Origin of the sequence: Streptomyces sp. NPDC058289, assembly GCF_042880975.1 — a bacterium.
Classification (GTDB): domain Bacteria; phylum Actinomycetota; class Actinomycetes; order Streptomycetales; family Streptomycetaceae; genus Streptomyces; species Streptomyces stoeckheimensis.
This window is the reverse complement of the sequence record NZ_JBHVYI010000027.1, coordinates 48,772-74,724: the sequence shown is the minus strand read 5'-3', so window position 1 is coordinate 74,724 and position 25,953 is coordinate 48,772. Positions and strand designations below refer to the sequence as shown.

The following is a 25,953-nucleotide window of genomic DNA, read 5'->3' as shown; positions in this document are numbered from 1 at the left end:
CACAGACGGGCAGAGCAGAGAATGAGCCAGGACAACAGCGGCCACGGCCGCAGGGCCGGCGCGGGCCGACGCCGACGGAAGCCGGCCACGCGCCGCAGGGCCGTCGTCATCGCCGCGTGGACCGCCGCAGGCGTGGTCCTCCTGGGCGGGGCGGGGCTCGGCTACTTCTACTTCAAGTTCAACGGCAACCTCAAGACGGTCGACATCGACGCCGCCCTCGGCACGGACCGCCCGCAGAACGTGGACAACGGCTCGATGGACATCCTCGTCCTCGGCTCCGACTCCCGAGGCGGCGCCAACAGCGAGTACGGCCAGGACGACGGCGGCTCCGCACGCTCCGACACGGCGATGATCGTCCACCTCAACGAGGGCCACACCAAGGCCACCGTCGTGTCCATGCCCCGCGACACCATGGTCGCCATGCCCTCCTGCACCATGGCCAACGGGAAGACCGACCCGGGCAGCTCGCGCAGACAGTTCAACGAGGCGTACACCATCGGAGGGGCCGCCTGCGCGGTCAAGACCGTGGAGAAGATCTCGGGGATCCGCATGGACCACTACCTCGAAGTCGACTTCACCGGCTTCAAGGAGATCATCGACAAGCTCGGCGGCGTCGAGGTGACGACCACCAAGCCGATCAAGGACGACTACAGCCACCTCGACCTGCCCGCCGGGACCAACAGGCTGAACGGCGAGCAGGCCCTCGGCCTCGTCCGTACCCGCCACGGTGTCGGCGACGGCGGCGACCTGGGCCGAATACAGCTCCAGCAGGCCTTCATCAAGGCGCTGATCAAGCAGGTCAAGAGCATCGGCGTCTTCGACAACCCGAAGAAGCTGCTCGACGTGGCCGACACCGCCACGAAGGCCATCACCACGGACAAGGCGCTCGGCGACGTGAAGTCCCTCATGGGGTTCGCCCAGGGCCTCGAGGGCATCAGCCCCGAGAACATGCAGATGATCACCCTGCCGGTGACCGGGGACACCCGTGACCCCAACCGGGTCGTCCCGCTCACCAAGGAGTCCAAGATGGTCTGGGACGCCCTGCTGGCCGACCAGCAGGTCCCCGCCGAGGCCACCGCGAACTCGGCCGGCGACAAGGGCACGGCCGGCACGGTCGTCCGGTAGCCGGCCGGCCGCCCGAACCGCCTGGTCGGACGGGTTCCGCCGGGCCGTGGAATAGATGCCGGCCCCCCTCCGTTGAGGGAGGCGTCCTCAGAATTTTGACAGGCAGCCCGGTCCTGGCAGACTGGTCTGTCGGCCCCGGTTCACGCAGCGCGCAATTCGGCTCCTGCGACCCGGCGCCCTCCCGAATCTAGGAGACACCTTGAAGCGCGATGTTCACCCCCAGTACGTCGAGACCCAGGTCAGCTGCACCTGTGGCGCGTCGTTCACCACTCGTAGCACCCTGACCGAAGGCTCCATCCGAGCCGAGGTCTGCTCCGAGTGCCACCCGTTCTACACGGGCAAGCAGAAGATCCTCGACACCGGTGGCCGTGTGGCCCGCTTCGAGGCCCGCTTCGGCAAGGCTGCACAGAAGTAGCGAGCCTCAGGCGCCGGATCCCGGCTGCACCCTGTTTGCACGGGGGCAGCCGGACCGGCGCCTTTCTCGTCCCGCAGCCCTTTTCTTCACATTCACCATCTTCAGGAGCCCCCGATGTTCGAGGCGGTCGAGGAACTGATCGGCGAGCACGCCGATCTTGAGAAGAAGCTCGCCGACCCTTCGGTCCACTCGGATCAGGCCAACGCGCGCAAGCTGAACAAGCGCTACGCGGAGCTGACCCCGATCGTCGCGACCTTCCGTGCCTGGAAGCAGTCCGCCGAGGACATCGAGACGGCGAAGGAGTTCGCGGCCGACGACCCGGACTTCGTGGCAGAGGTCAAGGAACTGACCGCACAGCGCGAAGAGCTCACCGAGAAGCTCCGCCTGCTGCTCGTTCCGCGCGACCCCAGCGACGACAAGGACGTGCTCCTGGAGGTCAAGGCGGGTGCGGGCGGTGACGAGTCGGCCCTGTTCGCCGGCGACCTGCTCCGCATGTACCTGCGCTACGCCGAGCGCGTGGGCTGGAAGACCGAGATCATCGACGCCACCGAGTCCGAGCTCGGCGGCTACAAGGACGTCCAGGTCTCCGTCCGCACCAAGGGCGGCAACGGCGCCACCGAGCCCGGCCAGGGCGTCTGGGCCCGTCTGAAGTACGAGGGCGGCGTGCACCGCGTCCAGCGCGTGCCGGCGACCGAGTCCCAGGGCCGCATCCACACCTCCGCCGCCGGCGTGCTCGTCACCCCGGAAGCCGAGGAGGTGGAGGTCGAGGTCAACATGAACGACCTCCGCATCGACGTGTACCGCTCCTCGGGCCCCGGCGGCCAGTCCGTCAACACCACCGACTCGGCCGTGCGCATCACGCACATCCCGACCGGTGTGGTCGCCTCCTGCCAGAACGAGAAGAGCCAGCTCCAGAACAAGGAGCAGGCGATGCGCATCCTGCGCTCGCGCCTGTTGGCCGCCGCCCAGGAAGCCGCCGAGCAGGAGGCCTCCGACGTGCGCCGCAGCCAGGTGCGCTCCGTGGACCGCTCCGAGAAGATCCGTACGTACAACTACCCGGAAAACCGGATCTCGGACCACCGGACGGGCTTCAAGGCGTACAACTTGGACCAGGTGCTCGACGGGGACCTCGACCCGGTCATCCAGGCCTGCGTCGACACGGACTCCGCCGCCAAGCTCGCGTCCGCGCACTGAATACCCCGCAGGACCCTGCAGGACCCCGCACCACCCCCCGTACGACAGCAGCCCGGAGGACCAGCGTGAACTTGCTGCTTGCCGAGGTGGCCCAGGCCACCCAGCGGCTGGCCGCCGCCGGCGTGCCCTCACCGCGTTTCGACGCGGAGGAGCTCGCGGCCTTCGTGCACGGCGTCAAGCGGGGGGAACTCCACCACGTCAAGGACGCGGACTTCGACGCCCGCTACTGGGAGGCCGTCGCACGCCGCGAGGCGCGCGAGCCGCTCCAGCACATCACCGGCCGCGCCTTCTTCCGGTACCTGGAGCTCCAGGTCGGGCCCGGGGTCTTCGTGCCCCGGCCCGAGACCGAGTCGGTCGTGGACTGGGCCATACAGGCCGTCCGGGCGATGGACGTCGTCGAACCGCTGATCGTGGACCTCTGCACCGGCTCCGGCGCCATCGCGCTCGCCATGGCGCAGGAGGTGCCGCGCTCGCGCGTGCACGCCGTCGAGCTGTCCGAGGACGCCCTGCAGTGGACCCGTAAGAACGCCGAGGGCTCGCGGGTCACCGTCCACCAGGGCAACGCGCTCAGCGCCCTGCCCGAGCTGGACGGACAGGTCGACCTGGTCATCTCCAACCCGCCGTACATCCCGCTCACCGAGTGGGAGTACGTGGCACCCGAGGCCCGCGACCACGACCCCGAGATGGCGTTGTTCTCCGGCGAGGACGGCCTGGACACCATCCGCGGCATCGAGCGCACCGCCCACCGGCTGCTGCGACCCGGCGGCATCGTCGTCATCGAGCACGCCGACACCCAGGGCGGCCAGGTCCCGTGGATCTTCGCCGAGGAGCGGGGCTGGGCCGACGCCGCCGACCACCCCGACCTCAACAACCGCCCGCGCTTCGCGACCGCCCGCAAGGCCCTGCCGTGACCGGCCCTGCCGTGAGCGGCCCCGTCCCGGCCGGCGCAGTCACCGCGCGCATTTCCGCCACCCCCCTGCTGCACGAGGAGGCCCGCTGATGGCCCGGCGATACGACTGCAACGACGCGACGGACCGCAAGACGGGCCTGCGTGAAGCCGCCTCCGCCGTACGCCGCGGCGAGCTCGTCGTGCTGCCCACCGACACCCTGTACGGGATCGGCGCGGACGCCTTCAGCGCGGAGGCCGTCGGCGACCTGCTCGCCGCCAAGGGGCGCGGCCGCAACATGCCCACCCCCGTCCTCATCGGCTCCCCGAACACCCTGCACGGCCTGGTCACCGACTTCTCCGAGCAGGCGTGGGAGCTCGTCGACGCCTTCTGGCCGGGTGCGCTGACGCTCGTCGCCAAGCACCAGCCCTCGCTGGCGTGGGATCTGGGCGAGACCGGCGGCACCGTGGCCGTACGCATGCCCCTGCACCCCGTCGCCATCGAGCTGCTGACCGAGGTCGGCCCGATGGCGGTGTCCTCGGCGAACCTGACGGGACACCCGGCACCGGAGGACTGCGACGCGGCGCGCGAGATGCTCGGCGACTCCGTGTCCGTATATCTGGACGGCGGCCCGACCCCGGGCATCCAGCCCTCCTCGATCGTCGACGTCACCGGGAAGGTTCCCGTCCTGCTGCGCGAGGGGGCACTGACCGCCGAGCAGCTGCGGGAGGTCGTGCCCGACCTCGAGGTGGCCCCGTGAGCCCTGAGGGGCGTGGCATAGCCGGGGACAGCACCTTCCGCATACTCCACGTCAGCACCGGCAACGTGTGCCGCTCGCCCATCACCGAGCGGCTGACGCGGCACGCGCTGTCCCACCGGCTCGGCGGCCCCGTCACCGGCGACCTGATCGTGGAGAGCGCGGGCACCTGGGGCCACGAGGGCGCGCCCATGGAGGCCAACGCGGCCGCCGTGCTGGCCGACTTCGGAGCGGACGCCTCCGGATTCACCGGCCGGGAACTCCTGGACGAGCACGTCATACGCGCGGACCTGGTCCTGACCGCCACCCGCGACCACCGTGCCCAGGTGATCTCGATGGGGCACTCGGCGGGGCTGCGCACCTTCACCCTGAAGGAGTTCACCCGGCTGGTGCGGGCGATAGACCCGGCGACCCTGCCGCCGCTGGAGGACGGGATGGTGGAGCGGGCCCGTGCGCTGGTTCGGGCGGCCGCTGCGTTGCGGGGGTGGCTGCTGGCCCCCTCGCCGGACGCGGATGAGGTGTACGACCCGTACGGGGCGCCGATCACCTTCTTCCGGTCGATCGGCGACGAGATCAACCAGGCGCTGGAGCCCGTGGTCACTGCGCTGACGGGCGTCACGGCTTCCCGCTGACCTGCGGCGCCGTCGTCGGGTGCGCTGCCCCCGAACCCCCGCGCCCCGAGCGCCGACGGGGCCGGATTTGCCGGAGGGCGGGATTCACAGGGGCGGCCTACAGTGGCTGGTAACCGGTATGCGGTACCCCCCTGGAGTCGCGCCATGAGCGTCATCACCCAGCCCCTGGACCTGCTGCGCCAGCAGGATCCGCAGATGGCCGACGTCCTCGACGGGGAACGTCAGCGTCAGGCGACCGGGCTGCAGCTGATCGCCGCCGAGAACTTCACCTCGGCCGCCGTGCTCACCGCACTCGGATCGGCGCTCGCCAACAAGTACGCCGAGGGGTATCCCGGCGCCCGCCACCACGGCGGCTGCGAGTACGCCGACCTCGCCGAGCAGATCGCCGTCGAGCGGGCCCGCGCCCTCTTCGGCGCCGAGCACGCGAACGTGCAGCCGTACTCCGGATCCGCCGCGGTGCTCGCCGCGTACGCCGCGCTGCTGCGGCCCGGGGACACCGTGCTGGCCATGGCGCTCACCTCCGGGGGCCACCTCACCCACGGGTCGCCCGCCAACTTCTCCGGGCGCTGGTTCGACTTCGTCGGGTACGGAGTGGACGCCGCGACGGGACTCATCGACTACGCCCAGGTGCAGCGGCTGGCGCACGAGCACCGGCCCAAGGCCATCGTGTGCGGGTCCATCTCCTATCCGCGGCACCCCGAGTACTCCGTGTTCCGGGAGATCGCCGACGAGGTCGGGGCGTTCCTGATCGCCGACGCCGCCCACCCCATCGGACTCGTGGCCGGCGGGGCCGCGCCCAGCCCCGTGCCCTACGCCGACATCGTCGTGGCCACCACGCACAAGGTGCTCCGGGGTCCGCGCGGCGGGATGATCCTGTGCGGGGCCGAGTTCGCGGAGCGGATCGACCGGGCGGTGTTCCCCTTCACCCAGGGCGGCCCGCAGATGCACAGCATCGCCGCCAAGGCCGTGGCCTTCGGCGAGGCCGCCGGGCCGGCCTTCACCTCGTACGCGCACCGGGTGGTCGCCAATGGCCGCGCCCTGGCCGACGCGCTCTCCGCCCGCGGCTTCGCGATCACGACAGGGGGGACCGACACCCACCTGATCACTGCCGACCCCGCACCGCTGGGCCTCGACGGCGCGGGAGCCCGGGGCCGACTGGCGGCCGCCGGCATCGTGCTGGACACCTGCGCCCTTCCGTACGGTGACCAGCGCGGGATCCGCCTCGGCACCGCGGCGGTCACCACGCAGGGCATGGGGGAGGCGGAGATGGGCCGGATCGCCGAGCTGTTCACGGCCGCGCTGACCGGCGGGGAGCCCGCGAAGCTCCGTAGCGACGTCAACGAGCTGGTGGTCAGTTTTCCGCCGTATGGGGTTTAAGCGGGGCAAGAGCGACGTACCGCAACCGGGATACCGCCCCTGCGCGTCCCCGACAGTGAGTACATCGCAGCTAGTGTGTGGGGCTGAGATGGCCGGCGATACATCTGGGGCAGCCCGTGCGTGAATATCTGCTGACGCTTTGCGTCACGGTCGCGGTGACTTATCTACTCACCGGGCCCGTGCGGAAGTTCGCGATCGCCGTGGGCGCGATGCCCGAGATCCGTGCACGCGACGTGCACCGGGAGCCCACTCCGCGGCTCGGCGGCATCGCGATGTTCGGCGGACTGTGCGCCGGCCTGCTCGTCGCGGACCACCTGCAGAACCTCAACGGGGTCTTCGAGCTGTCGAACGAGCCGCGGGCCCTGCTCTCCGGGGCGGCCCTGATCTGGCTGGTCGGCGTGCTCGACGACAAGTTCGAGCTCGACGCCCTGATCAAGCTCGGCGCCCAGATGATCTCCGCCGGCGTGATGTGCATGCAGGGCTTGACCATCCTGTGGATCCCGATCCCCGGAGTCGGCTCGGTCTCGCTCACTCCCTGGCAGGGCAACCTGCTCACCGTGGCCCTCGTGGTGATCACCATCAACGCGGTGAACTTCGTGGACGGCCTCGACGGCCTCGCCGCCGGCATGGTCTGCATCGCAACCTGTGCGTTCTTCCTCTACGCGTACCGGATCTGGTTCGGCTACGGGATCGAGGCGGCCGCGCCCGCGACCCTCTTCGCCGCCATCCTGATGGGCATGTGCCTCGGCTTCCTGCCGCACAACATGCACCCCGCCCGGATCTTCATGGGCGACTCAGGTTCGATGCTCATCGGCCTGGTGCTGGCCGCCGCCGCCATCTCCGTCACCGGTCAGGTGGACCCGGACGCGATGGCGCTGTTCGTCGGCGGCGAGCGCAACGCGACCCACGCGATGCTGCCGGTCTTCATCCCGCTGATCCTGCCGCTCACGATCATCGCGATTCCGATGACGGACCTGATCCTCGCCATCGCGCGGCGCACCTGGAAGGGCCAGTCGCCCTTCGCCGCGGACCGCGGACACCTCCACCACCGACTCCTGGAACTCGGTCATTCCCACAGCCGTGCGGTGCTCATCATGTACTTCTGGTCAGGATTGATCGCCTTCGGCACCGTGACGTATTCCGTGCATTCCGCCTCGATGTGGATCGTGCTGGCGATCTCCGGGCTGAGCGCCGTGGGCCTGCTGCTGCTCCTGCTGCCGCGCTTCACGCCGCGCGCCCCGCGCTGGGCGGAGCGGCTGGTCCCGCCGCGTTACCGGCATGCTGAACGGGCCGCCGAGGCGGCCCTGCAGGACGACTCCGCGGCGGAACCGGAGCCCGCCCGGCCGATCGCGGCGGGTGTGTCCGGCGTCAACGGGGCGACCGCCATTGGCCCCCGTTCGCGCTTCCCCGACCGGCGTAAGGCCGGCTCCTCGCGCTGACGTCCGGCACGCATCTCGGACATGAACGCCCTTTACCAGACAAGCCACTTGCCTGTCGCGCACACACGCGCAGGGTCACTCTCATGTGTGACAGTCCGCACACCCTCCGAGTAAAGCTCTCATCAAATACTTTGTGATACCGTTCACTAAACCCGGCGACAGAGCCGAAGGACCGTAGTGCGACGGTCCATTGGCCCGAGGTTCCCTCTCGGACCGGGCTTACGCTCGTCCTGTACGAGTCCCTGTGCCCCCACCACCACGCGGAGCAAACCGCCATGCGGTCAGATGACGTCCGATCCCTCCTGCAATCCGCCGTTCCCACGGCTGTCGCCGGCGCTCTCGCCGCCGTCATCAGTGGCATCGCGGTAGGCGGCAAGGGGGCTGTGGGTGCCATCGTCGCGACGGTGGTGGTGATGCTGTTCATGGGCATCGGATTCCTCGTACTGCAACGCACGGCGAAATCACTGCCGCACCTGTTCCAGGCCATGGGGCTCATGCTCTACACGGCCCAGATCCTGCTGCTCTTCGTCTTTCTCGCCGTGTTCAAGAACACGACGCTGTTCCACCCCAAGGCATTCGCGATCACGCTCGTCGCCACCACCCTCGTGTGGATCGGCGCACAGGCACGTGCTCATATGAAGGCCAAGATCCTCTACGTCGAACCTGACTCGATGAAGGGCGACAAGCCCGGAAATTCGGGCCAGAAGCCGTGAGGGGTAGGGGCGGAATAAGTACGCGTTCGGGATGCTGCTATCGTCCGGTTTCAACTGTGGCAATGCTGGCGCGGGCATCTGAGCTGACGCCTGTCCCATCGCGAGGCTCGATGCCCGATCGCCGCCCCCACATCCGTTACACCAGTCCAGTGCCGAACAGCGGCTGTCCGCCGCGCCGACACAACGAGGTTGCCGTACCTATGCGCCACGCTGAAGGAGCCCGCGGTGAGTGCTGACCCGACGACGGTGCTCGCCTTCGAGACCGATTGCCACATCTTCGACGGTTGTGGATTCCCGGCTCCCGGCCTGCACTCGTTCCTGTTCCAGCCGATCTTCGGGGACGGTGACAGCAGCACGTACTTCAACAAGACGATGCTGCTCGCCCTGCTCGGTACGGTCGTCATCGTCGGCTTCTTCTGGGCCGCCTTCCGCAAGCCGAAGGTCGTCCCGGGCAAGCTGCAGATGGTCGCCGAGGCCGGCTACGACTTCGTGCGCCGCGGCATCGTCTACGAGACGATGGGCAAGAAGGAGGGCGAGAAGTACGTCCCCCTGATGGTCTCGCTGTTCTTCTTCGTCTGGGTCCTGAACCTCTGGTCGATCATTCCGCTCGCCCAGTTCCCGGTGACCGCGATCATCGCGTACCCGGCGGGCCTCGCGGCGATCGTCTACGTGACGTGGATGAGCGTGACCTTCAAGCGTCACGGCCTCGTCGGCGGCTTCAAGAACCTGACCGGCTACGACAAGTCGCTCGGCCCGGTTCTGCCGCTGGTCATGGTGATCGAGTTCTTCTCGAACGTCCTGGTCCGCCCGTTCACGCACGCGGTCCGACTCTTCGCGAACATGTTCGCGGGTCACACCCTGCTGCTGCTGTTCACCATCGCCAGCTGGTACCTGCTGAACGGGATCGGCATCGCTTACGCGGGCGTCTCGTTCGTCATGGTCATCGTGATGACCGCGTTCGAACTCTTCATCCAGGCTGTCCAGGCGTACGTCTTCGTCCTCCTGGCCTGCAGCTTCCTGCAGGGCGCGCTCGCCGAGCACCACTGAGCGACAGCTCGCTCCTGCAATCCCCCCGAATCGTCCGGTGGCCAACCCCCACCGGTCCATGAAAGAGAAGGAAGAACTGGCATGTCCCAGATCCTCGCTGCCACCGAAGGCGTCACCGGCTCGCTCAGCTCTGTCGGCTACGGTCTCGCGGCCATCGGCCCGGGCGTCGGCGTCGGCATCATCTTCGGTAACGGCACCCAGGCTCTTGCCCGTCAGCCCGAGGCTGCCGGTCTGATCCGCGCCAACCAGATCCTCGGCTTCGCCTTCTGTGAGGCGCTCGCCCTCATCGGTCTGGTCATGCCGTTCGTCTACAGCTGACGAACCGCTACCACTAGTCCGATTCGACGAAAGGCACTGATGTGAACCTCCTGGTTCTCGCGGCTGAGGGCGGGGAAAACCCCCTCATTCCGCCGATCCCCGAGCTCGTCATCGGTCTGATCGCCTTCGTCATCGTCTTCGGTTTCCTCGCGAAGAAGCTCCTCCCGAACATCAACAAGGTTCTGGACGAGCGCCGCGAGGCCATCGAAGGCGGTATCGAAAAGGCTGAGGCCGCTCAGACCGAGGCTCAGAGCGTGCTGGAGCAGTACAAGGCCCAGCTCGCCGAAGCCCGGCACGAGGCCGCTCGCCTGCGCCAGGACGCTCTGGAGCAGGGCACTGCGCTCAAGGAAGAACTGCGCGCAGAGGGCCAGCGGCAGCGTGAGGAGATCATCGCTGCCGGTCACGCCCAGATTGCGGCCGACCGCAAGGCCGCCTCTTCGGCGCTCCGTCAGGACGTCGGCAAGCTGGCGACCGACCTGGCCGGAAAGCTCGTAGGCGAGTCCCTCGAGGACCACGCCCGCCAGAGCCGCACGATCGACCGTTTCCTCAGCGAGCTTGAGGAGAAGGCCGAGGCCGCCCGATGAACGGAGCGAGCCGCGACGCGCTGGCCACCGCCCGCGAGCGTCTCGACGCGCTGACGGACAACACGTCCGTCGACGCGGCGAAGCTCGCCGGCGAGCTGGCGGCCGTCACCGCGCTGCTCGACCGTGAGGTCTCGCTGCGTCGGGTCATCACGGACCCGGCGCAGTCCGGCGAGGCCAAGGCCGAGCTGGCAAACCGCCTGCTGGGCGGCCAGGTGGGCGGGGAAACCCTCGACCTGGTGTCCGGCATGGTCCGGTCCCGCTGGTCGCAGTCCCGTGACCTGGTGGACTCGCTCGAGGTCCTGGCGGCCACCGCCGACCTCACGGCGGCCCAGGCCGCCGGCGGCCTCGACGACGTCGAGGACGAGCTGTTCCGCTTCGGCCGGATCGTCACCTCGAACACCGAGCTGCGCGCAGCACTGACCGACCGGTCGGCCACCGCCGCCGCCAAGAGCCAGCTGCTCCGCAGCCTGCTCGGCGGCAAGGCGAACGCCGTCACCGAGCGGCTGGTCACGCGTCTCGTCACGCACCCGCGTGGACGTAGCCTGGAAGCGGGCCTCGAGTCCCTTTCGAAGGTCGCCGCCGAGCGTCGTGGCCGCATGGTCGCCACCGTGACCACCGCGGTTCCGCTCAGCGACGTCCAGAAGCAGCGTCTCGGCGCGGTGCTGGCCAAGCTGTACGGCCGCCCGATGCACCTGAACCTCGACGTGGACCCCACGGTCCTCGGCGGGATCTCGGTGCGGGTCGGCGACGAGGTCATCGACGGCACCATCGCGGACCGCATCGCCGAGGCGTCGCGCCGCATGGCCGGCTGACCAGCCACACATTAGAAAAAGTATTGCTAGCGGCCCGGTTGGGCCGTGCAGAACTTGCAGAAGATTCCTGGGGGTCGCCCCCAGACCCCTAAGAAGCTTCAGGCCCAACAAGGAGAGCAGGGAACCCAGATGGCGGAGCTCACGATCCGGCCGGAGGAGATCCGGGACGCACTGGAGAACTTTGTCCAGTCGTACCAGCCGGACGCGGCCTCGCGCGAGGAGGTCGGAACGGTCAGCGTTGCCGGCGACGGCATCGCGAAGGTGGAGGGCCTGCCCTCCGCCATGGCGAACGAACTGCTGAAGTTCGAGGACGGAACCCTCGGTCTCGCCCTGAACCTCGACGAGCGCGAGATCGGCGCCGTCGTCCTCGGCGAGTTCAGCGGTATCGAGGAGGGCCAGCCGGTGCAGCGCACCGGTGAGGTGCTCTCCGTCGGCGTCGGCGAGGGTTACCTCGGCCGCGTCGTCGACCCGCTCGGCAACCCGATCGACGGCCTCGGCGAGATCGCGACCGAGGGCCGCCGCGCCCTCGAGCTGCAGGCCCCCGGCGTCATGGTCCGCAAGTCGGTCCACGAGCCGATGCAGACCGGCTACAAGGCGATCGACGCGATGGTGCCGGTCGGCCGTGGTCAGCGTCAGCTGATCATCGGTGACCGTCAGACCGGCAAGACCGCTCTTGCCGTCGACACGATCATCAACCAGCGCGACAACTGGCGCTCCGGCGACGTGAACAAGCAGGTTCGCTGCATCTACGTCGCCATCGGCCAGAAGGGCTCGACCATCGCGTCCGTTCGCGGCGCCCTGGAAGACGCCGGTGCGCTCGAGTACACGACGATCGTCGCCGCCCCGGCGTCCGACCCGGCCGGCTTCAAGTACCTGGCGCCGTACACCGGTTCGGCCATCGGCCAGCACTGGATGTACGCCGGCAAGCACGTCCTGATCATCTTCGATGACCTGTCGAAGCAGGCCGACGCCTACCGCGCCGTGTCGCTGCTGCTGCGCCGTCCGCCGGGCCGCGAGGCCTACCCGGGCGACGTCTTCTACTTGCACTCCCGTCTGCTCGAGCGCTGCGCCAAGCTCTCCGACGACATGGGTGCCGGTTCGATGACCGGTCTGCCGATCGTCGAGACCAAGGCGAACGACGTGTCGGCGTTCATCCCGACCAACGTCATCTCCATCACCGACGGCCAGTGCTTCCTCGAGTCCGACCTGTTCAACGCGGGCCAGCGCCCGGCGCTGAACGTCGGTATCTCGGTCTCCCGCGTCGGTGGCTCGGCCCAGCACAAGGCCATGAAGCAGGTTTCCGGCCGTCTGCGCCTGGACCTCGCCCAGTACCGTGAGCTGGAGGCGTTCGCCGCCTTCGGTTCCGACCTGGACGCCGCGTCGAAGGCCTCCCTGGAGCGCGGCAAGCGTCTGGTCGAGCTGCTGAAGCAGGGCCAGTACCAGCCGATGCCCGTCGAGGAGCAGGTCATCTCCGTCTGGGCCGGCACCACCGGCAAGATGGACGAGGTCCCGGTCAACGACATCCGTCGCTTCGAGTCGGAGCTGCTGGAGCACCTGCGCGTCTCGCGCAAGGACCTCCTCACCTCCATCGCGGACGGCGGCAAGATGTCGGACGACACCCTCACCTCCATCGCTGACGCCATCGCTGACTTCAAGCGTGGGTTCGAGACCTCGGACGGCAAGCTCCTGGGCGAGGACGCGCCGGCCGTCAACGTCTCCAAGTGACGACGGAAGGAAGCTGACTCATGGGAGCGCAGCTCCGGGTCTACAAGCGTCGTATCCGTGCCGTCACGGCGACCAAGAAGATCACCAAGGCGATGGAAATGATCGCCGCCTCGCGCATCGTCAAGGCGCAGCGCAAGGTGGCGGCATCGATGCCGTACGCGACCGAGCTCACCCGTGCGGTGACCGCGGTGGCGACCGGTTCGAACACCAAGCACGCCCTGACGACCGAGGTCGAGGCACCGGTGCGTGCCGCGGTCCTGCTCATCACGAGCGACCGCGGTCTGGCCGGCGGCTACTCCTCGAACGCCATCAAGCAGGCGGAGCGGCTCACCGAGCGGCTCCGCGGCGAGGGCAAGGAGGTCGACACCTACATCGTCGGCCGCAAGGGTGTCGCCTACTACGGCTTCCGTGAGCGCAAGGTCGCGGAATCGTGGACCGGCTTCACCGACAGCCCGGCCTACGCCGACGCCAAGCGCGTCGCGGCGCCGCTGATCGAGGCCATCCAGACGGTTACGGCCGAGGGTGGCGTCGACGAGCTGCACATCGTCTACACGGAATTCGTGTCGATGATGACGCAGAACGCGGTGGACGGCCGGATGCTGCCGCTCAGCCTCGACAAGGTCGAAGAAGAGTCCGGTGCGAAGGGCGAGATCCTTCCGCTGTTCGACTTCGAGCCGTCGGCGGAGGACGTCCTCGACGCCCTTCTGCCGCGCTACGTCGAGAGCCGCATCTACAACGCACTGCTGCAGTCGGCCGCTTCCGAGCACGCCGCCCGCCGCCGCGCGATGAAGTCGGCTACCGACAACGCCGGGGATCTCATCAAGAGCCTCTCCCGGCTTGCCAACGCGGCCCGCCAGGCCGAAATCACCCAGGAAATCAGCGAGATCGTCGGTGGCGCCAGCGCCATGGCAGACGCGACCGCGGGGAGTGACAAGTAATGACGACCATTGAGACGGCCGCCGCCACGGGCCGCGTTGCCCGGGTCATCGGCCCGGTCGTCGACGTGGAGTTCCCCGTCGACGCCATGCCCGAGATCTACAACGCCCTCAAGGTCGAGGTCGCAGACCCGGCCGAGGACGGCAAGCTCAAGACCCTGACCCTCGAGGTCGCGCAGCACCTGGGTGACGGCCTCGTCCGTACCATCTCGATGCAGCCGACCGACGGTCTGGTCCGCCAGGCCACGGTGGTCAACACGGGCGAGGGCATCACCGTCCCCGTCGGCGACTTCACCAAGGGCAAGGTCTTCAACACCCTGGGTGAGGTGCTGAACTACCCGGAGGAGAACGCCAACGTCACCGAGCGCTGGCCGATCCACCGCAAGGCGCCCCGCTTCGACGAGCTCGAGTCGAAGACCGAGATGTTCGAGACCGGCGTCAAGGTCATCGACCTTCTCACCCCGTACGTCAAGGGTGGAAAGATCGGTCTGTTCGGTGGTGCCGGTGTCGGCAAGACCGTTCTGATCCAGGAAATGATCTACCGCGTCGCCAACAACCACGACGGTGTGTCGGTCTTCGCGGGCGTCGGTGAGCGTACCCGTGAGGGCAACGACCTCATCGAGGAAATGGCCGAGTCCGGCGTCATCGACAAGACGGCGCTTGTCTTCGGTCAGATGGACGAGCCCCCGGGCACCCGTCTTCGCGTCGCGCTTGCCGGTCTGACCATGGCGGAGTACTTCCGCGATGTGCAGAAGCAGGACGTGCTCTTCTTCATCGACAACATCTTCCGTTACACCCAGGCCGGTTCGGAGGTGTCGACCCTTCTGGGCCGCATGCCGTCCGCCGTGGGTTACCAGCCGAACCTGGCTGACGAGATGGGTCTGCTGCAGGAGCGCATCACCTCGACCCGCGGTCACTCGATCACCTCGATGCAGGCGATCTACGTCCCCGCGGACGACCTGACCGACCCGGCGCCGGCCACCACCTTCGCCCACCTCGACGCGACGACGGTTCTTTCCCGTCCGATCTCCGAGAAGGGCATCTACCCGGCCGTGGACCCGCTGGACTCGACGTCCCGCATCCTCGACCCGCGGTACATCGCGGCGGACCACTACGCCACGGCGATGCGCGTCAAGGGGATCCTGCAGAAGTACAAGGACCTCCAGGACATCATCGCGATCCTCGGTATCGACGAGCTGGGCGAGGAGGACAAGCTCGTTGTCCACCGTGCCCGTCGTGTCGAGCGCTTCCTGTCGCAGAACACGCACGTCGCCAAGCAGTTCACCGGCGTCGACGGTTCGGACGTTCCGCTCGAGGAGTCGATCGTGGCCTTCAACGCCATCTGCGACGGAGACTACGACCACTTCCCCGAGCAGGCGTTCTTCCTGTGCGGTGGCATTGAGGACCTCAAGGCCAACGCCAAGGAGCTGGGCGTCTCCTGAAGCCGCGCTCATCCGTGAGCACAGCTGAATGACGGAGAGGGGCGGGTGTGTCCCGTCCCTCTCCTCACGCCCATTAGAATTTGACCCAACACCCGGCCATTCCGCCGGGTGGTGACCCGAGGAGCCACCATGGCTGCTGAGCTGCACGTCGAGCTGGTCGCGGCGGACCGGAATGTCTGGTCCGGCGAGGCCACCCTGGTTGTCGCCCGCACCACGTCCGGCGACATCGGCGTCATGCCCGGTCACCAGCCGCTTCTCGGTGTGCTGGAATCGGGCCCGGTGACCATCCGTACCGTCGGGGGCAACACTGTTGTCGCCGCGGTGCACGGCGGATTCATCTCGTTCGCGGACAACAAGTTGTCGCTGCTGGCCGAGATCGCCGAGCTTGCCGACGAGATCGACGTCGAGCGGGCGGAGCGGGCACTGGAGCGCGCGAAGTCGGAGACCGATTCGGCCTCCGAGCGTCGCGCCGATGTCCGGCTGCGCGCGGTTTCGGGGCGCTGAGCCCCGGTACTGGTAAGAGTTTCAAACCTCAGCCGCGGCCTGTTCCGGAATTTTCCGGACCGGGTCGCGGCTGAGGCGATGCGGGTCCGCCCCAGACTTCGTCTGGCAAGAACTCTGTCGTTTGGGTTATTCGATGAGCGAGGAGGTCGGTGAAAGATGCTCCTCGCTCTGCTTGTGAGCGGCCTGGTCGTAGTAGCCCTGGTGGTGATCGGGCTGTTCGTGTTCGGTCTGCGCCGCAGGCTGATCCAGCGCTCCGGCGGCACCTTCGACTGCAGCATGCGGTGGGCCGTGTCCGAGGAACCCGACGTCTCCGGCAAGGGCTGGGTGTACGGGGTCGCGCGCTACAGCGGTGACCGCATCGACTGGTTCCGAGTCTTCAGCTACTCCCCGCGGCCGCGCCGGCTGCTGGAGCGGGCCTCCATCGAGGTCATCGCCCGCCGTGCGCCCGAGGGCGAGGAGGAGCTGGCCCTGCTCTCCGACGCCGTCGTACTCTGCTGCGCGCACCGCGGCACCCGCCTGGAGCTGGCGATGAGCGATGACGCGCTGACCGGTTTCCTGGCCTGGCTGGAGGCTGCTCCGCCCGGGCAACGGGTGAACGTGGCCTGACGGCCGCGGCACCCGTTCGTCCCGCCGGATGGAGTCCGGCGCAGCGGCGCGAAGCCGGTGAGGCCCGCCAGGGCCGAGCCGTGCGAGCGGTGCTCGGCAAAGGAGAAGCCGGGGAGACGGGGGCGGACCCGTCTCCCCGGCTTCGTCTTTCACCGGGCCGAGCTGTCAGGGGTTACGAGAGGCCGGCGTGGACCGCGCCGGCCAGTTCGCCGTTCGCGGTGTCGCCGCTGAACTCCCAGTAGAAGGCTCCCTTGAGGCCCTGCTGCTTCGCCCAGGTCATCTTCGAGGCGATGGTGGCGGGGGTGTCGTAGCTCCACCAGTTGCTGCCGCACTTGGCGTAGGCCGTGCCGGCGATGGTGCCGGTCGAGGGGCAGGAGCTCTTGAGGACCTTGTAGTCCTCGATGCCCTGCTCGTAGGTGCCCGGGGCCGGGCCGGTGGCGGTGCCGCCCGGGGTGGCCTGGGTGACGCCGGTCCAGCCGCGGCCGTAGAAGCCGATGCCGAGGTTGAGCTTAGAGCCGGCGATGCCCTTGCCCTTGAGCTTGGTGATGGCCGCCTCGGAGTTGAAGCCGGCGATCGGGATGCCGGTGTACGAGGTGAGCGGGGAGTGCGGGGCCGTCGGGCCCTGGGCCGCCCACGCGCCGAAGAAGTCGTACGTCATGACGTTGTAGAAGTCGACGTACGGGGCGGCGCCCGCGTAGTCGGCGAGGTCGAGCTTGCCGCCGTTGGAGCCGTCGGCGGAGATGGCGGCGGTGACCAGGTTGCTGCTGCCGAACTTGGTGCGCAGCGCGGAGAGGACGTTCTTCAGGGAGGCGGCCCCGCTGGTGTCGCAGGACAGGCCGCAGGCGTTCGGGTACTCCCAGTCGATGTCGATGCCGTCGAAGACGTCGGCCCAGCGCGGGTCCTCGACCAGGTCGTAGCAGGACTGGGCGAAGGCGGCCGGGTTCGCGGCGGCCTGTCCGAAGCCGCCGGACCAGGTCCAGCCGCCGAAGGAGTAGAGGACCTTGATGTTCGGGTACTTCTTCTTCAGCTGGCGCAGCTGGTTGAAGTTGCCCGCGACCGGCTGGTCCCAGGTGTCGGCGGTGCCGGACACGCTGGAGGAGGCGTCGTAGGTCTTCTGGTAGTCGGCGTAGGCGTCACCGATCGTGCACTTGCCGCCCTGGACGTTGCCGAAGGCGTAGTTGATGTGCGTGATCTTCGCGGCGCTGCCGGAGGTGACCAGGTTCTTCACGTGGTAATTGCGCTGGTAGACGCCCCAGTTCGTGAAGTAGCCCAGCTTGACCGCGGCTCCCGGGGTGCCTGGGTCGCCCGGGTCGGTGCCGCCACCGCCGGTGGTGGTCACCGAGAGGGCCCCGGAGGAGGGGCCGGTCTGGTCGATGGTGTCGCGGGCGGTGACCGTGTAGCTGTAGGCCGTGCCCTTGGTCAGGCCCGAGTCGGTGTACGACGGGCTGGTGACGGTGGCGATCTTGGCCCCGCCGCGGAAGACGTCGTAGTTCTTGACGCCCTTGTCGTCGGTGGCCGCGGCCCAGCCGAGGGTCAGCCCGGTGTCGGTGACGCCGCTGGCCGTGGGGGTGCCGGGGGCGCTGGGCGGGTTGTCGGTGGGGGTGGTGCCGCCGTCGCAGGTGCCGCCGTTGACCTTGCAGCCGCTGGGGGCGCCGGAGCCCGTGCCGTTGAAGCCGAAGCTGATGGTGGCGCCCGGGGCGAGGGTGCCGTTCCAGCCGACGTTCTTGCCGGTCCAGTGGGTGCCCGAGCTGGTGACGGTGGCGTCCCAGGCGGAGGTGACGGCGGTGCCGGCCGGGTAGTCCCACTCCACGGTCCAGCTGCTGAGGGTGGTCGTGCCGGTGTTCTTCACCGTCCACTTGCCCTCGAAGCCGGAGCCCCAGTCGGAGACCTTGGTGTACGTCGCGGTGGCCGAGGCGGCCGCCTCTGCGGGACCGGCGATGGCCACCAGTCCGGCGAGGGGCAGGGTGAGGACGGCCAGTGCGGCCGCGACTCTTCGAAACAGCGGTGCGCGTCGTGGGGGTGCTGTGCTCAAGGGTGCTCCTCCGAGGTCCGCAGCGGCCGTGGGGCCGGTCGCTGCATGGGGGTGGGACCTGCGCCGCCCGTGAGCGGGCCGTGTGACGTTTTGTCATGGCACGCTCACCACAGTTGTGCGTGAGAGTAGAAAGGTCTGGACCAACCGTCAAGAGGTCCAGACCTCCTGTAGCAACCTCGGATGTATTTCCGGCCGGATCCGGCTAGAGCCCCAACTCCTGCGCCAGTACCGCGGCTTGGACCCGGCTGCGCAGCTCCAGTTTGGCCAGCACCCGGCTGACGTGCGTCTTCGCCGTCGCCTCCGCCATCTCCAGGCGCACCGCGATCTCCGCGTTCGACAGACCCTCGCCCAGGCACCCCAGCACCTCCCGCTCGCGCGGGGTCAGCGACTCCACCGTCGCCGGTACGGGGACCCGTACGGGCCGCGGGTCCGCGAACTCCGCGATCAGCCGGCGGGTCACCGCCGGGGCGATCAGGCCCTCCCCGCGCGCGACGGTCCGTACCGCCGCGATCAGCTCCGCCGCGTCCGCGTCCTTCAACAGGAAGCCCGACGCGCCCGCGCGCAGTGCGCCGAAGACGTACTCGTCCAGGTCGAAGGTGGTGAGCACGAGGACGTCGGCCAAACCCTCCGCGACCACCCGGCGGGTCGCCGAGACCCCGTCCAGGCGCGGCATCTGCACGTCCATGAGCACCAGATCGGGCCGCAGTTCGCGGGCCAGGCGCACGGCCTCCTCCCCGTCCGCGGCCTCGCCCGCCACCTCGATGTCGCCGGCGCTGCGCAGGATCAGGACCAGCCCGGCCCGTACCGCGCTCTGGTCCTCCGCCACCACGACCCTGATCGTCACGTCCGTACCGCCTCTTCTTCCACGGGCAGCGTCGCCCGGACCCGCCAGACCGCGTCCGCGCGGCCCGCTTCGAATGCCCCGCCCAGCAGTTCCGTCCGCTCGCGCATGCCGATCAGGCCGGCCCCGGAGCCCGGTGCGCGGGGGCCGGGGCGTTCCCCGTAGGGGGAGTCGACCACGACGTGCAGTGCGCCGCCGCCGCCGGCCCGGCCACCGCCCGCGGGGCGGTCGCGGGCCAGGCGGACGGTGACCCTGCCCGGAGCGGCGTGCTTGAGGGCGTTGGTCAGCGACTCCTGGACGATCCGGTACGCCGCCAGTTCCACCGGGGCGGGCAGCGGCTCACGGGTGCCCCCGACTGCCGCCGCTTCCCCGGGCCGGTCGTCGAGCAGTACGAAGTCCAGCCCGCTCGCGGCCCCGTTCTTACGGGCCTGCTCCAGCAGGGCGTCCAGCCCGTCCAGCGAGGGCGTGGCGACGGCCTCCTGACCGGCGCCCGCGTCCCGCAGCAGTCCGATCAGGCGGCGCATCTCGGCCAGTCCCTGGACGCTGTTCTCCCGGATCACCCCGAGCGCCTCGCGGCTGGTGGCGGGGGAGTCGATGGAGAGCGCGGCAGTGGAGTGGATGGCGATGGCGGAGAGGTGGTTGGCCACCATGTCGTGCAGTTCGCGGGCCATCCGGGCCCGCTCGGCGACGACCGCCTGCGACCGGTCCATCTCGGCCAGCAGCGCCGTCTGCTCGGCGCGCAGCCGGGCGGCCACGGCGGCCTCACGGTGGTTGCGCAGGGTGGCGCCGGTCAGCGCCGGACCGAAGCTCACGATGCCGGTGACCACGCCGATCAGCAGCGCCTGCGGGGTGCGCAGCCAGGCCACGGCGGCGATGGTCACGGCGACGGTGATCAGGCCGGTCTGGACCGGGAGGCGGCGGGCCATGGCCGGCTTGCCGTAGACGACAGCCGCGTACATCAGGTCGGTGAAGATCAGGACGGTGGCCAGATTTCCCACCGTGAACTGGTCGGCGACCACCCCGAGGGTGCCCACCGCCAGGGTCACCCGGGGCATGCTGCGGCGCAGCAGCTCCATCGGGCCGAGGGCGAGGAGCGGGACCAGGGCCGCCCAGGCCGGGAACAGGCCCCGGGTGGGGGAGCTGTACACCCCGAGCGACCACAGGAGCAGGCCGGCGGCCACGCTGCCCGCGGCGAGCAGGACGTCGTCGCGGTGCGGTGGAGGGATCTGGAGGGTCACGGGACCATCCAACAGGCTGCGGCGGGGGCGGGCGTCCCCATCGCGGCCGCCTTTTGGACGGGCCCGTACATCGAAGGATGCAGGGCGGCCACCACGGCAATCGTCATCGGCGACGAGGAAACGGTGCGAACCGGGCGGGAAGCTGGAGGCATCCCCCACCGCAGGAACGGAGACTCCCGTGCTCGTCACCCTGATCATCGCCTGTGAAGTCGGCTTCTGGGTCCTGCTGGCCGGCGGCCTGGCCCTGCGCTACCTCGCGAAGATGCCGAAGACCGGCGCGGCCGTCCTGCTGTGCGAGCCGCTCCTGGAGCTGGCACTGCTGGCGGCCACCGCGGTGGACCTGCGCGGCGGCGCCGAGCCGGACTGGAAGCACGGGCTCGCCGCCCTGTACCTCGGCTACACCGTCGCCTACGGGCACTACACCGTGCGCTGGCTCGACGGCCACGCCGCGTACCGGCTGGCCGGTGGCCCGAAGCCGGCCGGCGCCGGCTACGGCGCGGCGCGGGCCGTCCACGAGTGGAAGCTGTTCGCACGGACCGTCCTCGCGGCGGCCGTCGCGGCCGGCCTGCTGCAGGCCGCGATCTGGTACGTCGGAGGGTCGGGCGACACCACGGTGCTGCACGGATGGCAGCTCACGGCCCTGCGGGTGGTCGGCATCCACGCCCTGATCGCCGTCACCTACACGGTGTGGCCGAAGCGGGCACCGGCGAAGGCGCTCTCTGCCGCGGACCGGTCCTAGGGGCCGTCGTCCAGGACCTACCGGTCGCCGCCGGGGACCCACAGGACGTCGCCGACCTCCTTGTTGGCCGTGCGGGCCAGGATGAAGAGGAGGTCGGAGAGGCGGTTGAGGTAGGTGGCCGTCAGCGGGTTCATGACCTCGCCGTGCGCCTCCAGGGCCGCCCACGTGGAGCGCTCGGCGCGCCGGACCACCGTGCAGGCCTGGTGCAGGAGGGCCGCGCCGGGGGTGCCGCCGGGCAGGATGAAGCTGCGGAGCTTCTCCAGCTCGCCGTTGAAGAGGTCGCAGTCGGCCTCCAGCTTGTCCACGTAGAACTGCTCGACGCGCAGCGGCGGGTACTCCGGATTCTCGACGACCGGGGTGCAGAGGTCGGCGCCCACGTCGAACAGGTCGTTCTGCACACGGACCAGGACCTTCACGACATCGGCGGGCAGCGAGCCGAGTGCGATCGCCGTCCCGATGGCCGCGTTGGCCTCGTTGGCGTCGGCGTACGCCGAGATCCGCAGATCGGTCTTGGCCGTGCGGCTCATGTCGCCGAGCGCGGTCGTGCCCTTGTCGCCGGTGCGGGTGTAGATACGCGTGAGGTTCACCATGCCGCCACCCTAGTGCGGGCCAACTGCGGCCCCCTGTCGCACTGCTGGGCCGTCCCGGTGTGATGTCCGTCATCTGAGACGTGACGCGTGTTACTTCGCGGTCACTGCGCCCCTCCCGGACGCTAGTCTCCGCCGGAGAACGAACGAGGCTGTGCCGTATTCGAGGCCGGTCCCATCGAAGAACGTGGGGTGTGCAGTGGCTGGGAAGCTTGCCGTCATCGGTGCCGGACTGATGGGTTCCGGAATCGCGCAGGTCTCTGCTCAGGCGGGTTGGGACGTCGTGCTGCGCGATGTCACCGACGCCGCTCTGACGCGTGGCACCGACGGGATCAAGGCCTCGTACGACCGCTTCGTCTCCAAGGGCAAGCTGACGGCCGAGGACGCCGAGGCGGCGCTCGCCCGCATCACCACGAGCACCGAACTGGAAGCGGTCGCCGACGCCGACATCGTCGTCGAGGCCGTCTTCGAGAAGCTCGAGGTCAAGCACGAGATCTTCCGCGCGCTCGACAAGCTCGTGCGCGAGGACGCGATCCTCGCCTCCAACACCTCCGCCATCCCGATCACCAAGATCGCGGCCGTGACGGAGCGTCCGGAGCGGGTCGTCGGCGCGCACTTCTTCTCGCCGGTCCCGATGATGCAGCTGTGCGAGCTCGTGCGCGGCTACAAGACGAGTGACGAAACCCTCGCCACCACCCGGGCGTTCGCCGAGTCGGTCGGCAAGACCTGCATCGTCGTCAACCGCGACGTCGCGGGCTTCGTGACGACCCGTCTCATCTCCGCGCTGGTCGTCGAAGCCGCGAAACTGTACGAATCGGGCGTTGCGTCGGCCGAGGACATCGACATCGCCTGCAAGCTCGGCTTCGGGCACGCGATGGGCCCGCTGGCCACCGCGGACCTCACCGGCGTCGACATCCTGCTGCACGCCACCAGCAACATCTACACGGAATCGCAGGACGAGAAGTTCGCGCCGCCGGAGCTGATGCGCCGCATGGTCGACGCGGGCGACATCGGCCGCAAGAGCGGTCAGGGCTTCTACAAGCACTGAGCACCAGTTCGAAGGCCTGCACCCCAAGGGGTGAATTAGGTATCGGTTCGCTCACGGTCGGCAACTTCCCTGCCCCTGAGGCAGTCAGTTGCAGTGAGAGTTGCCGACCACGGACCAGTCGGACCATAAGCAATCAGTACCGCGCTGCCGGGAGTACACATGCACATCAGGGGCGACCACGCCGAACTCGCTGTCGGGGGTCGCCTCGACGTGCGCAGCGCGGCGGACGCCCGTACGGTCCTGCACACCGCACTGGACGACGGTCACGGCGACCTCGTGCTGGACCTCACCGGGCTCGACTCCTGGGACGCGACGGGTCTCGGCGTGATCATGGGCGCCCACCGCCGGGCCGGCCGGACCGGCCGGCGGCTCGTCCTGCGCGGGGTCCCGCCACAGATGCAGCGGCTGCTCGTGGCCACCCGGCTGCACCGGATCCTCGCGATCGAGGGCGGACTGGAAGCGGAGTCGCTGCCGCGCGCGTGACGCCCGTTACACCGGTACACGCCTCGTGTGTGGAGGGCCGCTCTACAGGGCCTGCGCAAACGTAACGGTCCGGTGGTGAAGGCACCCCTGCGGTTCACGCCCGGCCGGGCACGGTCTAGGGTTCGGGCGGAAACCGGACCAGTAGCGACAGCGGCGTGTGCGAAGGCCGGGCGAGACGACGGCGCACGGCGCGATCGGGGGACTTGGTCATGGACCGCAGCAAACAGGGGCAGCAGGGGCAGGCCGATCCGGCGGAGCCGCCGGCGCGCGTGGTGACGCTCACGTCCGGGGACTACACCCTCACCGTGAACCCCGTGGACGGCAGCGAGATCGTCCGGACGCACCGCCCCGGCGGCGAGCCCGCCCCCACCCCGGTCAAGCGCACCCCCGCCGCCCGCGCCTCCGCGGCCGCCGCCGCACGGCCCCCCGTACCGCCGGGCGCCCCGGCCGGTGCGCAGCCCCTGCTGGGCCGCGAGGAGGAGCGCGAGCGCCTCGTACGCCTCCTCGCGCGCGGCCGCTCCGTACGGCTGACCGGACCGTCCGGATCCGGACGCACGGCGCTGCTCGACGCGGTCGCCGAGGCCTGCGCGGACCTCGCCCCCGACGGGGTCGTACGGCTCTGCGCGCAGGGACACCAACAGCCCGGCGAGCTGCTCCAGGCGCTCTACGCCACCGTGTACGAGGCTCCGGCCGAACGCCCCGACCGGACCGGCCTCCTCGCCCGGGTGGCGGAGATAGGCGCCGTCGTCCTCGTCGACGACCTCGACATGGGCGGCACCGCCCTCGACGAACTGCTGCGGGCCACGCCGGAGTGCGCGTACCTGCTGGCCGCCACCCCCGACACCCGGGCCCCCTCCGACGACTCGCACCTCGAAGAGGTCTTCCTCGGCGGGCTGGCCCGCGCCGACTGCGTGGCCCTGCTCGAAGCGGGCACCGGACGGGCGCTGACCGACGAGGAAACCGCCTGGGCGGGGGACCTGAGCTTCGCCTCCGAGGGGCTGCCGCTGCGCTTCGTCCAGGCAGCCGCGCTGCTGCGACAGCGCGACGAACTCAACCGCACCGGTTACGACGACGAGGACGCCGAGGACGAGGAGCCCGGCGTCTTCGACGAGAAGCCGCGCGCCACCGTGTTCGTGCCGCTGCCGACGCTGGCCGAGGGCGCCGCCCCGGCGGAACTGCTCGCCTCGCGGGTCAGCGAGTCGGCGCGGGCCGCGCTGCGGATCGCCTGCGCGCTCGGCGGGGAACTGCCGCACCACGCACACCTGCCCGCGCTGATCGGCGACACGCACGCCGACACGGCCGTCGCGGAGCTCCTCGACTGCGGGCTGCTGAGCCCCGTCGGGACGCGCTACCAGCTGGCCGCGGGGGTCGTGCGACAGCTGGAGGACACCGGCTACGGGGACACCGCGACCGAGGAAGCCCGTACCGCCGCCCGGCACTACGCCTGGTGGACCGGGCACACCACCGTCAGCCCGGAGCGGGTCGCGTCCGAGGCCGACGCGGTGCTCGCGGCGCTGGCCGGGGCCGATGTGGTGGCCGCGGTACTGCTGGCGCGGACGGCGGCCCCGGCGTTCGCCGCCTCGCTGCACTGGGAGGCCTGGGAGCGGGTGCTGCGCGCGGGCGCGGAGGCCGCGCGGAAGGCCGGCGAGGTCGCGGAGCAGGCGTACTTCCACCACGAGCTGGGCGTACTGGCCCTGTGCGAGGGCCGGCTCGACCGGGCGCGGGCCGAGCTGGAGGCCTCGATCGGGCTGCGCGGCGCGCTGGCCGACAAGCGGGGGACCGTGGCGGGACGGCGGGCCCTGGCCCTGGTCACCGACCGGGAGTCGGCGGAGACCCAGATATCACCGCCCCTGCGACTGGCTCCGCCGGCCGCGTCGTCGGCTGCCGCCGGGGGAGCGGCGAGGGCGGCCGGGCCGGGTCGGCAGGGCGCGTCGGGCGTGCCGCCGGTTTCGGGGGCGGTGGGGGGTGCGGGTGTGCCCGGCATCCCCGGCGTCCCTGGCATCCCGGGTGTGCCTGGCATTCCGGGTGCCGCGGGTGTCCCGCCGGCTTCGGGAGCACTGGGTGGTGCGGGCGTCCCCGGCGTCCCGCCGGTTCCGGGTCTTCCGACGGCCCCCGGGACTGCGGGGGCTCCGCTGCCTCCGGGGCTTGCCGGGCTTGCCGGGGTTCCCGGACTGCCCGGGGTTCCCGCTCCTCCGGGGCTCCCTGGGGCCGCCGGGGCTGCTGGGACTCCGCAGATTCCTGCGGTTCCCGGGGCTGCGGGGGCTCCGTTTGTTCCTGGAGTTCCTGGGGCTGCCGGGATCGCCAGGCCTGCCGGGGCTCCGCTGCTTCCTGAGGTTCCTCGGGTTCCGGGCGTTTCCGGTGCAGCAGGGACTCCGTTGGCTGCTGGCGCTGCTGGCGCTGCTGGCGCTGCTGGCGCTGCTGGCGCTGCTGGCGCTGCTGGCGCTGCTGGCGCTGCTGGCGCTGCTGGCGCTGC

The 25,953-nt window shown here is 69.9% G+C and carries 26 protein-coding genes; 22 read left to right on the top strand and 4 right to left on the bottom strand.

All coding sequences use genetic code 11. The features are described from left to right. Positions 1–21: 21 nt before the first annotated feature. The 18 genes from ACFVX6_RS16550 (at position 22) to ACFVX6_RS16465 (ending at position 16,512) form a co-directional block, all read left to right on the top strand. Positions 22–1,125, top strand: a complete 1,104-nt coding sequence (locus ACFVX6_RS16550) for an LCP family protein (protein ID WP_389691969.1) — start codon at positions 22–24, stop codon at positions 1,123–1,125. 199 nt (positions 1,126–1,324) lie between these two features. Beyond that, on the top strand, positions 1,325–1,540 hold the full coding sequence (gene rpmE, locus ACFVX6_RS16545) for a 50S ribosomal protein L31 (RefSeq protein WP_112448418.1): 216 nt from the start codon (positions 1,325–1,327) through the stop codon (positions 1,538–1,540). A 114-nt stretch (positions 1,541–1,654) separates the two neighbouring features. Further along, positions 1,655–2,734 carry a peptide chain release factor 1 gene (prfA, locus tag ACFVX6_RS16540; RefSeq protein WP_266881142.1) on the top strand — a complete coding sequence of 360 codons (1,080 nt, stop codon included), beginning with the start codon at positions 1,655–1,657 and terminating at the stop codon, positions 2,732–2,734. 65 nt (positions 2,735–2,799) lie between these two features. Next, positions 2,800–3,645: a peptide chain release factor N(5)-glutamine methyltransferase gene (gene prmC, locus ACFVX6_RS16535; protein ID WP_266904439.1), complete on the top strand. Its 846-nt coding sequence runs from the start codon at positions 2,800–2,802 to the stop codon at positions 3,643–3,645. An 88-nt stretch (positions 3,646–3,733) separates the two neighbouring features. Continuing rightward, positions 3,734–4,381: an L-threonylcarbamoyladenylate synthase gene (locus ACFVX6_RS16530; protein ID WP_112448421.1), complete on the top strand. Its 648-nt coding sequence runs from the start codon at positions 3,734–3,736 to the stop codon at positions 4,379–4,381. Then, positions 4,378–5,010 carry a protein-tyrosine-phosphatase gene (locus tag ACFVX6_RS16525; protein WP_389691965.1) on the top strand — a complete coding sequence of 211 codons (633 nt, stop codon included), beginning with the start codon at positions 4,378–4,380 and terminating at the stop codon, positions 5,008–5,010. The genes ACFVX6_RS16530 and ACFVX6_RS16525 overlap by 4 nt, the downstream gene beginning before the upstream one ends. Before the next feature lie 144 nt (positions 5,011–5,154). Beyond that, positions 5,155–6,387, top strand: coding sequence for a serine hydroxymethyltransferase (glyA, locus tag ACFVX6_RS16520; RefSeq protein ID WP_389691963.1), 1,233 nt, complete (start codon positions 5,155–5,157; stop codon positions 6,385–6,387). Between the two features lie 104 nt (positions 6,388–6,491). Beyond that, entirely contained in the window at positions 6,492–7,826 is a 1,335-nt protein-coding gene (locus ACFVX6_RS16515; RefSeq protein ID WP_389691995.1) for an MraY family glycosyltransferase, read from the top strand. 275 nt (positions 7,827–8,101) lie between these two features. Continuing rightward, a complete protein-coding gene (locus tag ACFVX6_RS16510) occupies positions 8,102–8,539 on the top strand; it encodes a hypothetical protein (protein ID WP_389691961.1) in 438 nt (145 codons plus the stop codon). Between the two features lie 210 nt (positions 8,540–8,749). Next, positions 8,750–9,586 carry a F0F1 ATP synthase subunit A gene (gene atpB / locus ACFVX6_RS16505; RefSeq protein ID WP_389691993.1) on the top strand — a complete coding sequence of 279 codons (837 nt, stop codon included), beginning with the start codon at positions 8,750–8,752 and terminating at the stop codon, positions 9,584–9,586. A gap of 81 nt (positions 9,587–9,667) precedes the next feature. Then, complete coding sequence (locus tag ACFVX6_RS16500; protein ID WP_008738174.1) at positions 9,668–9,904, top strand: ATP synthase subunit C; 237 nt, start codon at positions 9,668–9,670, stop codon at positions 9,902–9,904. A gap of 41 nt (positions 9,905–9,945) precedes the next feature. Then, entirely contained in the window at positions 9,946–10,488 is a 543-nt protein-coding gene (locus ACFVX6_RS16495; protein WP_254384247.1) for a F0F1 ATP synthase subunit B, read from the top strand. Next, positions 10,485–11,300 carry a F0F1 ATP synthase subunit delta gene (locus ACFVX6_RS16490; RefSeq protein WP_389691959.1) on the top strand — a complete coding sequence of 272 codons (816 nt, stop codon included), beginning with the start codon at positions 10,485–10,487 and terminating at the stop codon, positions 11,298–11,300. Before ACFVX6_RS16495 ends, ACFVX6_RS16490 begins: the two co-directional genes overlap by 4 nt. A 129-nt stretch (positions 11,301–11,429) precedes the next feature. Then, positions 11,430–13,025 carry a F0F1 ATP synthase subunit alpha gene (gene atpA, locus ACFVX6_RS16485; protein WP_266881149.1) on the top strand — a complete coding sequence of 532 codons (1,596 nt, stop codon included), beginning with the start codon at positions 11,430–11,432 and terminating at the stop codon, positions 13,023–13,025. Positions 13,026–13,045: 20 nt separating this feature from the next. After that, positions 13,046–13,963 (top strand): F0F1 ATP synthase subunit gamma, encoded by a 918-nt coding sequence (locus ACFVX6_RS16480; protein ID WP_389691957.1) that lies wholly within the window; start codon positions 13,046–13,048, stop codon positions 13,961–13,963. Then, on the top strand, positions 13,963–15,402 hold the full coding sequence (gene atpD, locus ACFVX6_RS16475) for a F0F1 ATP synthase subunit beta (RefSeq protein ID WP_385369184.1): 1,440 nt from the start codon (positions 13,963–13,965) through the stop codon (positions 15,400–15,402). Before ACFVX6_RS16480 ends, atpD begins: the two co-directional genes overlap by 1 nt. A gap of 129 nt (positions 15,403–15,531) precedes the next feature. Next, positions 15,532–15,906: a F0F1 ATP synthase subunit epsilon gene (locus ACFVX6_RS16470; protein ID WP_327254966.1), complete on the top strand. Its 375-nt coding sequence runs from the start codon at positions 15,532–15,534 to the stop codon at positions 15,904–15,906. Positions 15,907–16,062: 156 nt separating this feature from the next. After that, positions 16,063–16,512, top strand: a complete 450-nt coding sequence (locus tag ACFVX6_RS16465) for a DUF2550 domain-containing protein (RefSeq protein ID WP_389691954.1) — start codon at positions 16,063–16,065, stop codon at positions 16,510–16,512. Positions 16,513–16,684: 172 nt separating this feature from the next. Here the strand turns inward: ACFVX6_RS16465 and ACFVX6_RS16460 are convergent, their stop codons facing one another. The 3 genes from ACFVX6_RS16460 to ACFVX6_RS16450 all read right to left on the bottom strand — a co-directional run bounded on the left by ACFVX6_RS16460 (position 16,685) and on the right by ACFVX6_RS16450 (position 20,623). Beyond that, positions 16,685–18,544: a glycosyl hydrolase family 18 protein gene (locus ACFVX6_RS16460; RefSeq protein ID WP_389691952.1), complete on the bottom strand. Its 1,860-nt coding sequence runs from the start codon at positions 18,542–18,544 to the stop codon at positions 16,685–16,687. A 202-nt stretch (positions 18,545–18,746) separates the two neighbouring features. Continuing rightward, the gene (locus ACFVX6_RS16455) at positions 18,747–19,388 is read right to left on the bottom strand and encodes a response regulator (RefSeq protein WP_389691950.1); all 642 of its coding nucleotides are present in this window, start codon (positions 19,386–19,388) and stop codon (positions 18,747–18,749) included. Then, positions 19,385–20,623, bottom strand: coding sequence for a sensor histidine kinase (locus tag ACFVX6_RS16450; protein WP_389691948.1), 1,239 nt, complete (start codon positions 20,621–20,623; stop codon positions 19,385–19,387). The genes ACFVX6_RS16455 and ACFVX6_RS16450 overlap by 4 nt, the downstream gene beginning before the upstream one ends. A 178-nt stretch (positions 20,624–20,801) precedes the next feature. Between ACFVX6_RS16450 and ACFVX6_RS16445 the strand changes: the two genes are divergently transcribed. Further along, positions 20,802–21,362 (top strand): hypothetical protein, encoded by a 561-nt coding sequence (locus ACFVX6_RS16445; protein ID WP_389691946.1) that lies wholly within the window; start codon positions 20,802–20,804, stop codon positions 21,360–21,362. Positions 21,363–21,379: 17 nt separating this feature from the next. On the opposite strand, the gene ACFVX6_RS16440 is transcribed toward ACFVX6_RS16445, so the two are convergent. Next, complete coding sequence (locus tag ACFVX6_RS16440; protein WP_389691944.1) at positions 21,380–21,952, bottom strand: cob(I)yrinic acid a,c-diamide adenosyltransferase; 573 nt, start codon at positions 21,950–21,952, stop codon at positions 21,380–21,382. A gap of 196 nt (positions 21,953–22,148) precedes the next feature. On the opposite strand from ACFVX6_RS16440, the gene ACFVX6_RS16435 reads away from it, so the two are divergent. From ACFVX6_RS16435 to ACFVX6_RS16425, 3 genes are all read left to right on the top strand, one after another. Then, a complete protein-coding gene (locus ACFVX6_RS16435) occupies positions 22,149–22,997 on the top strand; it encodes a 3-hydroxyacyl-CoA dehydrogenase family protein (RefSeq protein WP_382970649.1) in 849 nt (282 codons plus the stop codon). Between the two features lie 159 nt (positions 22,998–23,156). Continuing rightward, a complete protein-coding gene (locus ACFVX6_RS16430; protein WP_243336243.1) occupies positions 23,157–23,480 on the top strand; it encodes an STAS domain-containing protein in 324 nt (107 codons plus the stop codon). A gap of 209 nt (positions 23,481–23,689) precedes the next feature. Then, the coding region (locus ACFVX6_RS16425; RefSeq protein WP_389691941.1) for an ATP-binding protein at positions 23,690–25,953 on the top strand (2,264 nt) is incomplete at its 3' end.

Coding starts and splice junctions, on each gene's coding strand:
- ACFVX6_RS16550 (WP_389691969.1), top strand. CDS start 22: ATGAGCCAGGACAACAGCGGCCACGGCCGCAGGGCCGGCGCGGGCCGA.
- prfA (WP_266881142.1), top strand. CDS start 1,655: ATGTTCGAGGCGGTCGAGGAACTGATCGGCGAGCACGCCGATCTTGAG.
- ACFVX6_RS16530 (WP_112448421.1), top strand. CDS start 3,734: ATGGCCCGGCGATACGACTGCAACGACGCGACGGACCGCAAGACGGGC.
- glyA (WP_389691963.1), top strand. CDS start 5,155: ATGAGCGTCATCACCCAGCCCCTGGACCTGCTGCGCCAGCAGGATCCG.
- ACFVX6_RS16510 (WP_389691961.1), top strand. CDS start 8,102: ATGCGGTCAGATGACGTCCGATCCCTCCTGCAATCCGCCGTTCCCACG.
- ACFVX6_RS16500 (WP_008738174.1), top strand. CDS start 9,668: ATGTCCCAGATCCTCGCTGCCACCGAAGGCGTCACCGGCTCGCTCAGC.
- ACFVX6_RS16490 (WP_389691959.1), top strand. CDS start 10,485: ATGAACGGAGCGAGCCGCGACGCGCTGGCCACCGCCCGCGAGCGTCTC.
- atpA (WP_266881149.1), top strand. CDS start 11,430: ATGGCGGAGCTCACGATCCGGCCGGAGGAGATCCGGGACGCACTGGAG.
- ACFVX6_RS16480 (WP_389691957.1), top strand. CDS start 13,046: ATGGGAGCGCAGCTCCGGGTCTACAAGCGTCGTATCCGTGCCGTCACG.
- atpD (WP_385369184.1), top strand. CDS start 13,963: ATGACGACCATTGAGACGGCCGCCGCCACGGGCCGCGTTGCCCGGGTC.
- ACFVX6_RS16470 (WP_327254966.1), top strand. CDS start 15,532: ATGGCTGCTGAGCTGCACGTCGAGCTGGTCGCGGCGGACCGGAATGTC.
- ACFVX6_RS16465 (WP_389691954.1), top strand. CDS start 16,063: ATGCTCCTCGCTCTGCTTGTGAGCGGCCTGGTCGTAGTAGCCCTGGTG.
- ACFVX6_RS16440 (WP_389691944.1), bottom strand. CDS start 21,952: ATGGTGAACCTCACGCGTATCTACACCCGCACCGGCGACAAGGGCACG.
- ACFVX6_RS16430 (WP_243336243.1), top strand. CDS start 23,157: ATGCACATCAGGGGCGACCACGCCGAACTCGCTGTCGGGGGTCGCCTC.